The sequence below is a fragment of the Halarcobacter sp. genome, assembly GCF_963675975.1.
Taxonomy (GTDB): domain Bacteria; phylum Campylobacterota; class Campylobacteria; order Campylobacterales; family Arcobacteraceae; genus Halarcobacter.
In genome coordinates this window covers 1,262,922-1,277,703 of record NZ_OY780939.1, presented here as the reverse complement: position 1 = coordinate 1,277,703, position 14,782 = coordinate 1,262,922, and the positions used below count along the sequence as shown (strand labels likewise).

Annotated in this window: 16 protein-coding genes; 7 read left to right on the top strand and 9 right to left on the bottom strand. The window is 26.9% G+C overall.

The features are described from left to right. Positions 1-46: 46 nt before the first annotated feature. On the bottom strand, positions 47-916 hold the full coding sequence (locus ACKU3H_RS06320) for a 1-aminocyclopropane-1-carboxylate deaminase/D-cysteine desulfhydrase (protein WP_320036132.1): 870 nt from the start codon (positions 914-916) through the stop codon (positions 47-49). Positions 917-969: 53 nt separating this feature from the next. Between ACKU3H_RS06320 and ACKU3H_RS06315 the strand changes: the two genes are divergently transcribed. Then, positions 970-1,443: a MotA/TolQ/ExbB proton channel family protein gene (locus tag ACKU3H_RS06315; RefSeq protein ID WP_320036131.1), complete on the top strand. Its 474-nt coding sequence runs from the start codon at positions 970-972 to the stop codon at positions 1,441-1,443. After that, on the top strand, positions 1,443-1,835 hold the full coding sequence (locus ACKU3H_RS06310) for a biopolymer transporter ExbD (protein WP_320036130.1): 393 nt from the start codon (positions 1,443-1,445) through the stop codon (positions 1,833-1,835). Before ACKU3H_RS06315 ends, ACKU3H_RS06310 begins: the two co-directional genes overlap by 1 nt. Before the next feature lie 8 nt (positions 1,836-1,843). Here the strand turns inward: ACKU3H_RS06310 and fbaA are convergent, their stop codons facing one another. Both fbaA and ACKU3H_RS06300 read right to left on the bottom strand, forming a co-directional pair. After that, positions 1,844-2,911, bottom strand: a complete 1,068-nt coding sequence (gene fbaA / locus ACKU3H_RS06305; RefSeq protein WP_320036129.1) for a class II fructose-bisphosphate aldolase — start codon at positions 2,909-2,911, stop codon at positions 1,844-1,846. A 16-nt stretch (positions 2,912-2,927) separates the two neighbouring features. Next, entirely contained in the window at positions 2,928-3,749 is an 822-nt protein-coding gene (locus tag ACKU3H_RS06300) for a peptidyl-prolyl cis-trans isomerase (protein ID WP_320036128.1), read from the bottom strand. Positions 3,750-4,079: 330 nt separating this feature from the next. Between ACKU3H_RS06300 and hsrA the strand changes: the two genes are divergently transcribed. Next, complete coding sequence (gene hsrA, locus ACKU3H_RS06295; protein WP_044416226.1) at positions 4,080-4,760, top strand: homeostatic response regulator transcription factor HsrA; 681 nt, start codon at positions 4,080-4,082, stop codon at positions 4,758-4,760. A 13-nt stretch (positions 4,761-4,773) separates the two neighbouring features. Next, positions 4,774-6,066 (top strand): HAMP domain-containing sensor histidine kinase, encoded by a 1,293-nt coding sequence (locus ACKU3H_RS06290; protein ID WP_320036127.1) that lies wholly within the window; start codon positions 4,774-4,776, stop codon positions 6,064-6,066. Here ACKU3H_RS06290 and ACKU3H_RS06285 read toward each other — a convergent pair. The 4 genes from ACKU3H_RS06285 to ACKU3H_RS06270 form a co-directional block, all read right to left on the bottom strand. Then, the gene (locus ACKU3H_RS06285; RefSeq protein WP_320036126.1) at positions 6,063-6,494 is read right to left on the bottom strand and encodes a CoA-binding protein; all 432 of its coding nucleotides are present in this window, start codon (positions 6,492-6,494) and stop codon (positions 6,063-6,065) included. The two genes, ACKU3H_RS06290 and ACKU3H_RS06285, sit on opposite strands and share 4 nt — an antisense overlap. Before the next feature lie 105 nt (positions 6,495-6,599). Beyond that, on the bottom strand, positions 6,600-6,938 hold the full coding sequence (locus ACKU3H_RS06280) for a cytochrome c (protein WP_320036125.1): 339 nt from the start codon (positions 6,936-6,938) through the stop codon (positions 6,600-6,602). Further along, entirely contained in the window at positions 6,931-8,577 is a 1,647-nt protein-coding gene (locus ACKU3H_RS06275) for an FAD-binding oxidoreductase (RefSeq protein WP_320036124.1), read from the bottom strand. The genes ACKU3H_RS06280 and ACKU3H_RS06275 overlap by 8 nt, the downstream gene beginning before the upstream one ends. 11 nt (positions 8,578-8,588) lie before the next feature. Then, on the bottom strand, positions 8,589-9,197 hold the full coding sequence (locus ACKU3H_RS06270; RefSeq protein ID WP_320036123.1) for a hypothetical protein: 609 nt from the start codon (positions 9,195-9,197) through the stop codon (positions 8,589-8,591). Positions 9,198-9,331: 134 nt separating this feature from the next. Between ACKU3H_RS06270 and ACKU3H_RS06265 the strand changes: the two genes are divergently transcribed. Together ACKU3H_RS06265 and ACKU3H_RS06260 are read left to right on the top strand one after the other, a co-directional pair. After that, positions 9,332-10,612 (top strand): histidine kinase dimerization/phosphoacceptor domain -containing protein, encoded by a 1,281-nt coding sequence (locus ACKU3H_RS06265; protein ID WP_320036122.1) that lies wholly within the window; start codon positions 9,332-9,334, stop codon positions 10,610-10,612. Next, positions 10,612-11,370: a response regulator gene (locus ACKU3H_RS06260; RefSeq protein WP_320036121.1), complete on the top strand. Its 759-nt coding sequence runs from the start codon at positions 10,612-10,614 to the stop codon at positions 11,368-11,370. The genes ACKU3H_RS06265 and ACKU3H_RS06260 overlap by 1 nt, the downstream gene beginning before the upstream one ends. A gap of 7 nt (positions 11,371-11,377) precedes the next feature. Here ACKU3H_RS06260 and ACKU3H_RS06255 read toward each other — a convergent pair whose 3' ends face one another. Then, positions 11,378-12,073 carry a response regulator gene (locus ACKU3H_RS06255; RefSeq protein ID WP_320036120.1) on the bottom strand — a complete coding sequence of 232 codons (696 nt, stop codon included), beginning with the start codon at positions 12,071-12,073 and terminating at the stop codon, positions 11,378-11,380. A gap of 1 nt (position 12,074) precedes the next feature. Next, positions 12,075-13,910, bottom strand: a complete 1,836-nt coding sequence (locus ACKU3H_RS06250) for a 7TM diverse intracellular signaling domain-containing protein (protein ID WP_320036119.1) — start codon at positions 13,908-13,910, stop codon at positions 12,075-12,077. Between the two features lie 123 nt (positions 13,911-14,033). Between ACKU3H_RS06250 and ACKU3H_RS06245 the strand changes: the two genes are divergently transcribed. After that, on the top strand, positions 14,034-14,747 hold the full coding sequence (locus ACKU3H_RS06245; protein WP_320036118.1) for an N-acyl amino acid synthase FeeM domain-containing protein: 714 nt from the start codon (positions 14,034-14,036) through the stop codon (positions 14,745-14,747). Positions 14,748-14,782 lie beyond the last annotated feature (35 nt).

Below are 14,782 nucleotides of genomic sequence, written 5' to 3'. Positions count from 1 at the left end.
AAAAAAATCCTATCATTTATCTTATATTATCTAAAAGATTATTAAACTAATCATACTTTCTTTTATAACGTTTTAGCATTGTTTCATTTCCTAAAAGTCCACCTTGATGTATATATAAATATGTAAAATCTTCATTATAAACTTTTTCTAAAGACAGAAAACCTAAAGGATCATATAATAAATCAAACTCCATTTTAGAATCATTTTTAACTTTTTCCCATGTTTCATAAAACTCTTTATAAAGTTTTCCAAAATGATATTTCTTGCCCATATCAATAATTGTAGGATGGTATTTTTCATCTTTTTCTAGATGTAAAAATTGTTTTTTTAAATAATCATTTCCACCAACACATGCTACAGTTAATACTTCAAACTTAAGATTTTTTTGTAAAAAAAGTGCTGTCGTTCCAGTACCACTTGGAAGAACTATTTTTAAGTTTTTTATACTATTTTCTATAGCCCAATCATTTATCTCTTTTGCTAATATTTTTATACCATATTCTGCTTCTTTTACTCTTCCACCCTCTTCTATAAATAGTGTTTTTTCATCTAATATACTTTCAATATATTTATGTATATCTTCACAATCTTTTTCTATGATGTTTGCACCATTTTCAAGGGCATATTTATAATTACCTTCTTGATTCTCTTTTAAATATGAACTTATATGATTTACATAAAAGTCTAACTTTAGCTTTTTTATTTTTGCTAATACAGATAAGGAGTATAAAGAGTTTGCTTGAGCAGAACCGTAACTAACTATTTTTTCAATATTTTCAATATGATTTTCTAAAAAGTAATAAAACTTTCTGGCTTTATTACCAGAAAACTCTTTATCTAGCAAGTCATCTCTTTTTACAAAAATCTCTTTTTTATTAAATATAATTTTTTCTATTGGTGAGTTTATATAATTCATTAAGATTATTATACTAAAATTACACGAAACATAAAGAATAAAGAGAGTTATATATGGATTTATTAGATTATATTGAAAAAGGTGGAGTGATTGTTTATATCTTGATTTTTTTAAATTTTATTGGATTTACAATTATTCTTTGGAAATTTTTTACAATTCCTAGAAAAAATTCTATGTTAAAAAAAATAAAAAGTAAGATTGATTTAACACACTTAAAAACCTTAGAGATTCAAATAGAATATGAAGTAAAAAAATTGGAATCTGGACTTACTTATATAAAAAATATTGCTTCTGTTGCACCGTTACTTGGACTTCTAGGAACAGTTTATGGAGTATATAAAGCTTTTGAAGAGATTACTCAAAAAGGTTTAGGAGACCCTACAATATTTTCAGGGGGAATTTCTATTGCACTTATTACTACAATTGCAGGGCTTATTGTTGCAATTCCACATTTAATTGCATACAACTATTTTATTTCAGTAATTGACTCAATTGAACTAAAAGCAAAAAAAGAGTTCTTAAACTAATGAAACGAAGAGAATATATAGGATTAGATTTAACTCCTGTAATTGATGTGGTATTTATATTACTAATATTTTTTATAGTAACGTCTGTATTTAAAAAAGATGAATTAGCTTTAATGCTAAATTTACCTGAAGCAGATGCAAAAGCCATAGAGATAAAAGATGAACAAGTTTTTATTGAATTAAATGAAAATAAAATTGCAATAAAAGGTTTAGAAGTAAACTTCATCTCTTTAGAAGAAAACTTAAAACTTATAAAAGATAAAAAAAGTGCAATAATAGTAAAAATAGATAAAGATACTAAATATGAGAGGATAACAAAAGTTTTAGATTTACTTCAAAAATATAATTTAAATAATCTAGCTTTAGTAACTAGTGAAAAAAATAAAAACTAAGCAAAAGCCTAGTTTTTATTTAAAGAACAAAGATCAGAATAAGCTGTTTCAAGTCTTGCTATCATAGATTCTTGTCCAGCTCTTAACCATTTTCTTGGATCATAATAAGATTTATTAGGTTTATCTTCACCCTCTGGGTTTCCAATTTGACCTTGTAAATAATCATGGTTTTTAGATACAAAACCTCTAACACCATCCCAGAATGCCCATTGTGTATCAGTATCAATATTCATTTTAACTACACCATAAGTTAAAGCTTCTCTTATCTCTTCTAAAGCAGAACCTGAACCACCATGGAATACAAAACTAACAGGTTTATCTACAGTTTTATGTTTCTCTTCAATATACTTTTGAGAGTTGTTTAAAATAACTGGACTTAATACAACATTACCTGGTTTATATACTCCGTGTACATTTCCAAAAGAAGCTGCAATAGTAAAATTTGGACCAACTTCACTTAGTTTTTCAAAAGCATAACAAACCTCTTCTGGTTGTGTATACAATAAAGAGTTATCTACATCTGTATTATCAACTCCATCTTCTTCACCACCAGTGATACCAAGTTCAATCTCAATTAACATATCGATTTCACTCATTGTTTTAAAATAATCAACACAAGTTGAAACATTTTCTTCTAAAGATTCTTCAGATAAATCTAACATATGAGAAGTAAATAAAGGTTTACCAGTTTGTTCAAAGTGTTTTTTACCAGCATCTAATAAACCATCAATCCATGGAAGCAATTTTCTTGCTGCATGGTCAGTATGTAAAATAACTGGAATACCATAAGCTTCTGCCATAGTGTGTACATGTTGAGCACCACTAATTCCACCTAAGATTGCTGCATCATCAGTTTTTAACCCTTTTCCTGCAAAAAACTGTGCTCCACCATTTGAAAACTGAATTATAATTGGTGATTTAACTTTTGCCGCAACTTCTAAAACAGCATTTACTGAATCAGAACCTACAACATTAACTGCTGGTATTGCAAAATTGTTCTCTTTTGCATAATCAAAAACTTTTTTTGCTTCACTACCACTTAAAACACCTGGTTTTACTATATCTAATATAGACATATAAATACTCCTAATATTATTTAATTACGATTTTTGCTTTGCTTTTTAACTCATCAACTTGAGCTTTTATTATGTTTTGAAATTTTTCTTGAAATACCATTTGTTTGATTTTTGCTTTTACATCATCAAAACTTAAAGTTTTAGGTGCTTCTTTACCTTCAAGATAAATTACATGATACCCATATTGAGTTTTAACTGGTGCTTTTGTATATGTATTTGCTTTTAAAGCTTTTGCAGCTTTTGAAAACTCTGGTACCATTTGATTCTCAGGGAATTTACCAAGATAACCACCTTTTGGACCACTAGGACCAACTGATTTTTCTTTTGCAAGTTTAACAAATTCATCTTTTTTATTTGATGCTTTGTCTAAAGTTTTAATAATATCTTTTGCTTCTTTTTCAGTTTTAGTTAAAATGTGTCTTGCTTCTAAAGTAGCAGGAACTTTAAACTTGTCTTTGTTTTTATTATAAAAATCTTTAGCATCATTATCAGTGATTTTTATTTTTTTTGATTCATTTTGCATCCAAACTTCTAATGCTAACTCTTTTTCAACTTTTGCTAAAGCTTCTTTATATTTAGCATCAGATTTAACACCACTTTTTAAAGCTTTATCTGTTAAAAGTTTTTTCTCAACAATTTGTTCTAAAACTTTGTTTTTCGTCTTTTTTGGTAATTTATCAAAATCAACTTTTGCGTTTCTAATAACTGAGTTAATATCATCACTTGTGATTTTTTCACCATTTACAGAACCATAATCAGCAGCATTCAAAGATAGAGTTGAAAGTGCTAATGTTGCTATTAAACTTGTAACAATTTTTTTACTTTTAATCATAATCATTATATTCCTTAAATTTTTAGTAATTTTTATTCTATCTTTTTTTTACTAATAGAAAGTTAACTAGTAATTATTTTTTATTTTTTTATTGTTCATATTAAGATTTCTTTAACATAGTTAAAATAAAGATTTAATTTTAAAATTAATTTTATTCTGAAACTTAGCTAAAATTTCATAATTTTAAAAATTTTCTTTTACTAAATTGTACAAAAAATTAATAAATTTTAAAATTTAGCTTAAAAGACCTTTAAATTTTACTATATTTATGATATAATTCCGTCAAAAATTAAACTTAACTTAAAATTAAGCTAACGTAAAATAAGGGAAATCTATATGAGAATATTAATTATTGAAGATGAAATTACACTAAATAGAACTTTACAAGAAGGTCTTACAGATTTTGGTTATCAAGTTGATGCAGCTGAAAACTATAAAGATGCAGAATATTTCATCGATATTAGAAATTATGATTTAGTATTAACAGATTGGATGTTACCAGATGGTGATGGGATTGAACTTTGTAAAATAGTAAAAAATAGAAGTTCAAGAACTGCTGTAGTTATTCTATCAGCTAGAGATGATAAAGATTCTGAAATCGAAGCTTTAAAAGCTGGTGCAGATGATTATATTAAAAAACCATTTGATTTTGACATTCTATTAGCTAGAATTGAAGCAAGATTAAGATTCGGTGGAACAAATGTAATTGAGATTGAACAATTATCAATTAACCCTGATGAAGAAAAAATTGAATTCAATGGTGAAGAGATTGAATTAAAAGGTAAACCTTTTGAAGTATTAACTCACCTTGCTAGACACAGAGATCAAATTGTTTCAAAAGAACAATTATTAGATGCTATCTGGGAAGAACCAGAATTAGTAACTCCAAACGTAATTGAAGTTGCAATAAATCAAATTAGACAAAAAATGGATAAACCATTAAATATCTCAACTATTGAGACTATTAGAAGAAGAGGATACAGATTCTGCTATCCTGATTCAAACGAAGAAGCATAATTAAAGATTAATAATGCGTGTGAAGAGCATATACAAACAGTTTCATCAAAAGCTTGTACTTGCTACTTCACTTCTGATCCTAATACTTTCAGCTATATTTTATGGCTACACAAAATCAACTATTTTTGACGAAATTCAAGACTCTTTATACAAAGATGCACAATTAATTTATAAAATCAGTAAATCAACAAATGTAGATACAAAAAATTTTAATATTATTACTCACAGTGGAATCAATGTTGATATTGTAAAACTTGAACATGTACCACAAACTGCATATACAACATTTAAAGTAAACGATAATCACTATATGCAAATTTTATATCTATTTGACCCTAAAAAAGGGGAATATATTAAGATTATAAAAAATATAAATTCATCACTTGATATGTTGAATAAAATATTTAATAATCTACTTTTAATATCTTTAGGTGGATTATTGATGGTTGTATTTTATGCTTTTACTGTATCAAAAACTTTACTGAAACCAATTATTCAAATAACAAATAAATTATCAAATATGGATGAAAATTATCTAACACAAATAAAAAAAGATAATCTTCCAATTGAGTTTCATCCTTTAGCAAATTCTATTAATTCACTTACTTCTAGAATTGAATCAAATATTAGATTCAAAAAAGAGCTTTTTATAGGTGTTGCCCATGAGCTAAAAACTCCTCTCGCTGTTATGAAGTTAAAAAATGAAGTAACTCTGATGAAGCCAAGAGAAGCAGAAAAATATCAAGAAACTATGAAACTTACAGTTGAACAAATAAATGATATGAATAAAATGATTAGTTCAATACTTGATATAGGTAGAGCTGAAGGTGCACAATTTGAAAAACCTGAAGAGATTGATTTAGTTCAATACCTTCAAAGAAAAACAAATGATTATAGAATGTTAAGTGCAAAAAAACAAATAATTTTGACATTCTTTTCAAATGTAAATCACCATGAAGTTTATTTACAACCAACACTTATAAATCAAATAATTCAAAACTTTGTTCAAAATGCTATAAAATTCACGCCAGATGACAAATCTATTGCTATTAGATTAAATAAAACAAAAAAAGAAACAACTATTAGCATAACAGATGATGGGGAAGGTATTGATGAATCAATTGACCTTTTTGCTCCATTTAAAAGAATGGGGAAAGAAAGTGGTGCAGGATTAGGATTATTTTTAGCTAAAAATGCCGCTGATGCTTTAGGTGCTACAATCTCACTAAAAAATAGAACTGATGGGAAAACAGGTTGTGTGGCAACAATAGTATTGCCAAACAAACCTCATACTAAAAAAGACTAAGAATAAATCTCTCTGTGTTCAATCTTTGTACATTTGTTTTGTACAACTTTCATACCAGCCTCTTTTGCTTTTTTTGCTGCTTCATTGTTTACTAAACCTAATTGTGTCCAAACTGTATCAACATCACCTCTTTCAATAGCAGCATCAACAACTAAACCAATAACATCAGGTTTTCTAAAAATATCAACCATATCAACTTTAAAAGGAATCTCTTTTAAACTTCTATAAACTTTTTCACCTAAAATCTCATCCTCTTTAGGATAAACAGGAACTATTTTAAACCCAGCATTTTTAAGATACTTTCCAACCATATTGCTAGCTTTACTCTCATTTGGAGAAAGTCCAATAATAGCTATAGTTTTTGTGTTATCAAATATCTCTTTTAATTCATCTTTATTACTGTTTATAGATGGAAATTCACACTCCATTTATTTCTCCTTAGTAGTTTTAACAATGATTATAACAAAATAGGATAAAAAGTTTGTCAAAGGAAGAGAGGTAACTTCTAAATATCTTTTGAGAAGTTACTATTATTATTTATTTTTAGTAGAAAGGTAAAAAGATAAGCTTTCTAATTGTTTGTCATTGATTTCTGTTTTTCTAAAAAAGGGCATACTAAATCTTCCATTTCTAACCACATAATCAACAAATCCAGCATCCAAATCTTTTCTTTGTTCAAGAACAGGAGAGATACCTGTATCTTTATATACAATCCCTAATGCATCAGTTGCAGGCATTCCTATACCATGACAATGCACGCACCATTTATCAAATACTTGTTTTCCTTCTTTAAATTTTGAAGAATCATTTGCATATAGTGAACTAGCTAAGATGGTTGCTAGTATTAATAAAATTTTCATATTTTTAAGCATTTTTATCTCCTCTTAATCTTTTAGGCCAAATTCCCCCTCTACCTGGAGCTAGTATTCCATTTGGATCAATAGTATCTTTTAACTCTTCTGCAAATCTTTTTAATATATGATTATTAAAACTATACACATTAGATACTGCATCTTGGAAAGGTGGTGCAGCTCTATAATCACCCCAACCATGTTTTGCTGCAACTTTAACCATAGTATTATATACTTTTCTCATTTGTGCATTTTTCTCTTTATCATCCCTTGAATTTGCAAATCCAATCATAAAACAAAAGGCTCTATACATCCAAGTTCTTGGGTGAGAAAATGGTGTAATCATAGATTCCATTCCTAATTCATGGAAAGTATCAATATATATTTCTTGACATTTTAATAACTCAGCTCCATCCCTTGGAATAATAGGAGAGAACCATACATGTCCATCTTTTGGTCCAAAGTTTTCACCTCTAGTACTTAACCAAAAAATTTCAAGATTTGGGATACCTAGTGTAACTTTATGTTTAACTGCTTTTTTCTGCTCATCAGATAAAGGTAAAGCATAATCCTCTTCAACTTCTACTTTTGCACCCTCTATTGCACTTGAAAATCTATCTCTTATGTATCTAATATTTGCTTCAACTGCTTCTTTATTTCCATATAAAGGAATATCTATTTTCCAATATGGAATTTTGTTTCTAAGTGCATAATCTTGAATTTTATCAATATCTGGTTTCCCATTTTTAGATGTTAAATATAATTTTAATTCAGGATTCATTGGTTTTCCATATTCAGGATTTAATGGACTTCTATATAAAGGCCAACCAATAATTGATGAATCTTCTAAATAATTCATAATCTCAACAAGAGGAATTAAATCATCTCTTTTAGGTACTGTTAATACAGCTAAAGAGTAATGCTCAGGTTTTGGCATCATCCAAAATCCCATTTTTGTTACAATCCCAAAATTTGATTGAGAGAAAAGTCCATCAACATATGGTCCATAACCATATTTATTCTCTGCAAAAGTTTTTGCTCCAGGAAGTGCTCCCATACCAGTTCTCATTAGTTCACCATTTGCTAAAACAACTTCCATACCACAGTGTGCCCCAAAGTGATCTCTATATTGTCCATGCATATATCCCCATCCATGATCAAGTGAGTTCCCAACAGGACTTCCCCAACCTGGATCTGGCATATCCATCATCACATTTAGATTGTTTTTTTCACAATATTCATAAAGATCAAAATATGATACACCTGGTTCTAAAATACAGTAGTTTCTTTTATCATTTACTTCAATAATTTTATTCATTCTTTTTAAATCAACTACCACATCACCTCTGTTGTTTGGTGCAGAAGATCCATAACCTAAATTTTTACCTGTAGAAATTGGGAAAAGTGGTAATCCATATTTGTTTGCAATTTTTACAATCTCTTGTACCTCATCTACTTCTTTAGGTGCAATAGCTAAAGATGGGATTGGTTCTTCTGGTTCATCCCAATATGGAGAATATGCATCTCTATATAAGTGTAAATCATCTTTAGTTTTAAAAACCCATTGTTTACCTGTAACTTTTTCAAGCTCTTTTACTGCTTGTAAAAAATCTCCTTGGCTAACGCCATTTGGTAATATTATCTCTTCATTTTTAGACATATAAATCTCCTTTAGCTAACTTTTCTTGGTGCAATTATCCAAGAATATAATATTTGATTTTTTTCATTTTTATTGTTATTTGTAGATATTTTAGTTTTAGAATCAATTCTTTCATACTCATAATTATTGATTTTTAAAGCTAATGCATCTGTCCAATCATATTTATCTAGATTTTTTTTAATCTTGTCGATTTCAACTTTTGAAGCTTGTAATTCATGATTGATATTGTTATTGGCTATATTATGTTCGGCATTGAAATACATAAGCATACCTTTGTCAAAGGCAAGTCTTTCTAATACAAACATTGTTTCATAAGTTGTTAATCCCGCTATAGCTGTATTTTTATTTTTACCCCATGTTGGACTGATTACTTCACTCCACATTTGAGATATATCTTTATTTATTTCATAAGTTTTAGTTCCCAAAGCTTTCATTTTTTGTGCGAACTCTTCACTTTTTTCTATTCCTTTATCAAAAATTACATAGTCTAAGTCAATATTTTTTTGTTTTTTATCTGACAAAATTAGACTAGATAAAGGATTACTATAGGCACTTGATGCCAAAATAGTTGCTCCTAAACTTGTACTTTTTAAAAAAGAGCGTCTAGAAAGTCTATCCATTTTATCTCCTTTCATACTTATCTTGAAAAGAATTGTAAATAAAAAAAATCTCAAAAAAATCTCATTTGTTTTTTTTAGTATCTAATTGAAAAAAGAATATAATAATTTTCTGGAATAACAATATTGAGGAAACAATGTTTAATGACATTTTAAAAGTAATTGCTAAAATACCTAACGAAAAGAAAGCAAAACTATACTCTTTTTCATTTTTAATTATTGGAATCTTTGGAATTGTTCTTGTAAATAAAGTTTCAATGTTTATTATTCAACAAACAGATAATAATCAAGATACAAAATTACCTTTATTTATAGGAATAACATTTTTTATAGTTACAAGTGTTTTTTTATATTTCTTTTTAAGAAGTATTGCAAAAATAGAAAAAGAGGCAAAAGAGAAACTAATACTCTTTCAAAAAAAAGAGAGTGAAAATCTTAAACTTATTAATTTTGTACTTGATAATACAGCTGATGCAATATATTGGTTTAAATTTGATGGGAAAATTGTATACGTAAATAATAGATTATGTAAAGTTTTGGGATATACAAAAGAAGAGTTGCTAAATGAACATATTATAAAAATTGATAAAAAGTTCCATGAAGTTGAAAAAATCATTATACAGAAGAAAAAGCAATTTAACTATTTTGAATCAGAACTAACTACAAAAGATGGGAAATCTTTTCCTTGTCTAATAGCTGCAAACTATTTTTCTGCAAATGGAAAAGAAGAGTTTATTTGTGCTTTTGCAAGGGATATTACTGAACAAAAAAGAAAAGAACAAATAATCAAAAGCTCATTGGAAGAAAAAGAGATTTTAATTAAAGAGATTCATCATAGAGTTAAAAACAATCTGCAAGTTTTATCCTCTTTGCTTTCTATGCAAAAACGAAGAGAAAAAAATGATGTAATTAATACTCAACTTGATAAAACAAGAAGTAGAATTTATGCAATTGCACTAGTTCATGAGATAATCTATCAAGGGGATGATTTAAGATTTATAAATATGGAACAATATTTGCAAAAATTAACTCTTGCTATGAAAGATATTTATAATCTCGAAGATAGCTTTGAGATTAATATAGATGTACAAGAGAATATTAATTTATGTCTAAATAACTCGGTTCTTACAGCATTGGTAATCCATGAACTACTTTTAAACAGCATTAAACATGCTTTTAAAGATAAAAATGATGGCAAAATTGATATTTTTATTTTTCAAAATGACAAACAAATAACATTTGGTGTAAAAGATAATGGCGTTGGTTGTGATGTAGAGAAACTAAAAAATAATAATTCTTTGGGTTGGCAACTAATAGAATCAATAGTTGAGTTTCAACTTGAGGGTGAGTTAGAGATTAAAAATGAAAATGGACTTTCATGTAGTATCACTTATGAAATATCAGAAGAAGAGGATTAATGAAGAAAAACATATTAGTTGTTGAAGATGAGATTGTAACGGCAATGGATATAAAAGAAGCCCTTTTAGAGTTTGGTTTCAATGTAATTGGTGTTGCTACAAATATAAAAAAAGCTTTAAAACTATTAGAAGAAAACAGTTGTGATTTAGCACTTTTGGATATCACTTTAAAAAATGGTGATGATGGAATTACATTAAGTGAAACAATAACAAAAAACTATGATATACCTTTTGTTTTTTTAACTGCAAATGATAAATATACAACAATTGAACGTGCAATTAAAAATGAACCTTATGGATATATAATAAAACCCTTTAAAGATGCCGAACTAAAAGCAACTGTTGAGTTGGCTTTGAAAAAATTTTCAGATAAAAAAGAGTTAACTACAAAACTAGAAGATAGTCAAAAACATTATGTGGCACTTGAAAAAAATATAAAAGAGAATAGTGAAAGCTCACAAAAAAGATTTAAAACACTAAAATTTGGTTATGTTTTTGATAAAGAGAATAGAAAACTATTTTTAGAAGATGCAGAGATAAATCTAAATCAAAAAGAGATAAAACTTTTTGAAATACTTATAAAAAATGAAAATTGTGTTGTTGCAAATGATGCAATAGAAGATTACTTGTATGATGGAGAATTAGTTGGAGAAGGTGCACTAAGAGGGGTTTTATTTAGATTAAGACAAAAAATCAATAAAAACTTAATAAGCAATCACTCTAAAATGGGATATAAAATAGAAACAAAAACAGTTTGAAATATAATTACTTATTTATATTTATAAGCAATCTAATCCCTTCATAAGGAATGGTTTCAATAATTTTATATTCGAATTTAGTTCTTAATCTCCAAATAAGTGTTCTTACTGAACTATCTGAGATAACATTGCCTTCCCATATTTCATTCTCTATTTGCTTATATGAAACAATTTGCTCTTTTGCTTTAATAAGCATAAACAAAAGTTCTGTTTCTTGGTATCCTAATTTTATAAAAGTGTTATTGAAGTATAATTTTTTTGTGTCTTGATTAAAGGAATAGTTATAGCCTAAATCTACATTTAAAATAGGCTTTTCTACAATATCTTTATTTAGTTTACTCATTACTATTTTTATAGTTGATTGTAAACTAGCTTTATTAAAGGGTTTTATTTCATAAGCCAAAGGGTATGTTTCAATAGCCCTATCAATTGTAGCATCATCATTAAAGGCTGTAAGATAAATTACACTAGTTTCACCTATTTTATACATATCTTTTACAGTAGTGATTCCATCTCTATCACCTTGTATTTTTATATCCATAATTACGATTTCAGGTAAGTATTCTTCAAACTTTTTAACAGCTTCTTCATTTGATTTAGCAATTCCTACTACATCTAAGCCCAGTGCTAAAACAATTTGTTTTATCTCCATTGCAGTTATTGCTTGATCTTCTACAATTAGTATTTTGTATTTTGTATTCATTTTAATACCAGGTTATTGTTATATGAGTACCATTATTGTTTATTATTTCAATATTTCCTTTTAAATAAAGTTCCACTAAAGAACGCATTAAATCCATTCCAAAAGACTCTTTTGCATTTTTGGGAAATCCAATTCCATTATCTATTACCTCTAATATCTTTTTATCTTTTTCTTCATGAAATTTTATAAAAATTTCACCTTCATCTAGAGTAAATGCATGTTTAATACAATTTGTTACTAACTCATTTATTATAAGTCCACAATAAAGAACCTCTTCAGTTTTTAAATAAGATTTAATATCATAATTAACAATAATATCTTCACTGTATGTAGTTTCTTTTATCCCATTCACAATAGAAATAAAATATTCAGTAGGACTTATAAAAGATAAATCTTCATGACTACTATACAACAATTGATGAACTTCACTCATTGCATTTAGTCTATTTTGTATACTAATAAGCATTTCTGACATCTTAGGATCTTTTATACTGTCTTTTTGTAATCGTATAAGAGAAATAATTGTTTGCATATTATTTTTAACCCTATGATTAAGCTCTTTTAATAAAAACTCTTTATCTTGAAGAGCAGATTGTAGCTTTTCTGTTTTTTCATCTACCATAGATTTTAATCTTATGGTTTCATTTTCTTGATATTTGATTAGTGAAAGTTGAACTTTATTTTTTTCAAGCTCTAATATTTTAATTCTATCAGCCAAGGCAATTGAGAAAATCAATCCTTCTAAGACTAAAAATAATTCTACCATATAAGGAATATCATTATAGATATTATATACACCTGCACTTGCTAGATACATACTTATCATTGAGCAAAAGAAGATAATCCAACCCAATAGTAAAAAGTAACTTTGTCTGTTTCTTTTTAATACACTATATAAAGTTAGCAACAATACTAACAAAAGTAAAAGAGCAGAAAAAATATTTCTAATCCAACCTTGCTCTTGTAGATACACAATTAAAAATATGATTAAAGGGTATAGATAAAGATAAACTCTTAAATATTTGTATAGAGTAGGATGATTCTCTTTTGTATTTGTAAAAGAAATAGTAAATAAAGAAAAGAAAAAAATTGGTATTGCAACAATTAATGAGGCACCTTTTATAATAGATTCAACTAATACCGGGTCTTGAATAAAAAGTGTAGAATACCCTGTATAAAAAAATTGATGTAAAGATATACCCAATATATAAAATACATAAAATAGATAACTAGATGACTTAACAATAAAATAAATAACCAGATTATATGCAGCTAATATAAACATCGCCGTAAAGAAAAAAACTAAGATATTTTGTCTATAAACCTCTTTTTCAAAAAAACTTTTTAAATCATACAATTTATAGTTAACAATCAATGTAGTTATCTTAGATGATAACTGTAAATAGTATGTTTTATATTCTTTTTCTTTTAGATTTATAATAAATACTGGTTCTAAGGTATTTCTATCAGGACTAATTTGAAATAAACCTTCATGTAAGACCTTACCATCATAATAAAAATTTATATGCGTTGTAAGGGAACTTTCATATTCTAATATTCTTTTTTGAATTTCATCAGATGTGTTTATAAGTGTAAGTTTTATCCAAACTGTAAAATTTGGCGAATATCCAAAAGATTTAGGTTTTGAGTTATCGATTCTTTTAAACTCTTTGTTTTTTATAGTTTCAATCGTCTCACTATTTGTGTTATCTATATAAATATAACTAGATGACATCAAGTCATCACTTGTTTTATTTATATCAATTAATTTATTTGCAAATATGGAGGAAGAAAGAGTTAGTATAAAGATAAGAATATATTTTATTTTTTTATGCAAAATCATAATCACTTTCTAAGAATTGTAATTATTTTATTATATCCCTGCTTAAATTAAAAGATTTGACTCTATTTTTGACACCTATTTTTGATAATTGGAAACATTTTAAAAAAAGGAAAGAAAATGGTATATATTAACAAAAACATAACTGTACAAAAGCTAGAGGAATTGTATAAACAACAAAACGATTTTAAAAATTTTGATAAAACTTTTTTATTTGAAAAGTTTATTGATATTGTTTTATCTTTTAATAAAAAGATAAATTTTGAATCAAACTATACTAACTTGAAAAAAGTTAATAGTGCTGAGGAGTTAGTTAAAATCTTTCAATTAAGAAGTGAAATATATGGAAACTTAGGTTATCAAAATGAGTTTCCAAATTATCTTCCAAATATGAATTTTGACTTTTATGATGAAACAGCTGCAATCATATATACAGAAGATAATAATGAAATCACATCAACTTGTAGATTAATATTTGATTCAGACAAGCATTTACCAATTGAAGAAAAATTGGATCTATCTGATATTAGAATCAAGTTTCCAAAACTAAGTGAAATTTCACGACTAATGGTAAAAAAAGAAAACAAAGGTTTAAGTTTAGATTTTAAATACTTGATGGCAGGAATGTATTATCTAAAAACCCAAAATGGTTTAGATGCATCTGCCTCTGTATTTTTAAAAGAACATTTCAAACTTTATGAAAAACTTGGTGGGTTTAATATAGAAAGAAGTTTAGAATCCTATGGCCATCTTGATAAACCTTTTGTAATTTCATCCTGGAATCCAGCAAATGTTTCAAGATTTTTCAAAAAAGCTTTTTTGAAAATTAGTTAAATTAAATCTAAGAGCATAATAAATATGCTCTTAGA

Bases quoted from the DNA above. Each gene is read 5' to 3' on its own strand.
- ACKU3H_RS06320 (WP_320036132.1), bottom strand. From the start codon at position 916: ATGAATTATATAAACTCACCAATAGAAAAAATTATATTTAATAAAAAA.
- ACKU3H_RS06315 (WP_320036131.1), top strand. From the start codon at position 970: ATGGATTTATTAGATTATATTGAAAAAGGTGGAGTGATTGTTTATATC.
- ACKU3H_RS06310 (WP_320036130.1), top strand. From the start codon at position 1,443: ATGAAACGAAGAGAATATATAGGATTAGATTTAACTCCTGTAATTGAT.
- fbaA (WP_320036129.1), bottom strand. From the start codon at position 2,911: ATGTCTATATTAGATATAGTAAAACCAGGTGTTTTAAGTGGTAGTGAA.
- ACKU3H_RS06300 (WP_320036128.1), bottom strand. From the start codon at position 3,749: ATGATTATGATTAAAAGTAAAAAAATTGTTACAAGTTTAATAGCAACA.
- hsrA (WP_044416226.1), top strand. From the start codon at position 4,080: ATGAGAATATTAATTATTGAAGATGAAATTACACTAAATAGAACTTTA.
- ACKU3H_RS06290 (WP_320036127.1), top strand. From the start codon at position 4,774: ATGCGTGTGAAGAGCATATACAAACAGTTTCATCAAAAGCTTGTACTT.
- ACKU3H_RS06285 (WP_320036126.1), bottom strand. From the start codon at position 6,494: ATGGAGTGTGAATTTCCATCTATAAACAGTAATAAAGATGAATTAAAA.
- ACKU3H_RS06280 (WP_320036125.1), bottom strand. From the start codon at position 6,938: ATGCTTAAAAATATGAAAATTTTATTAATACTAGCAACCATCTTAGCT.
- ACKU3H_RS06275 (WP_320036124.1), bottom strand. From the start codon at position 8,577: ATGTCTAAAAATGAAGAGATAATATTACCAAATGGCGTTAGCCAAGGA.
- ACKU3H_RS06270 (WP_320036123.1), bottom strand. From the start codon at position 9,197: ATGGATAGACTTTCTAGACGCTCTTTTTTAAAAAGTACAAGTTTAGGA.
- ACKU3H_RS06265 (WP_320036122.1), top strand. From the start codon at position 9,332: ATGTTTAATGACATTTTAAAAGTAATTGCTAAAATACCTAACGAAAAG.
- ACKU3H_RS06260 (WP_320036121.1), top strand. From the start codon at position 10,612: ATGAAGAAAAACATATTAGTTGTTGAAGATGAGATTGTAACGGCAATG.
- ACKU3H_RS06255 (WP_320036120.1), bottom strand. From the start codon at position 12,073: ATGAATACAAAATACAAAATACTAATTGTAGAAGATCAAGCAATAACT.
- ACKU3H_RS06245 (WP_320036118.1), top strand. From the start codon at position 14,034: ATGGTATATATTAACAAAAACATAACTGTACAAAAGCTAGAGGAATTG.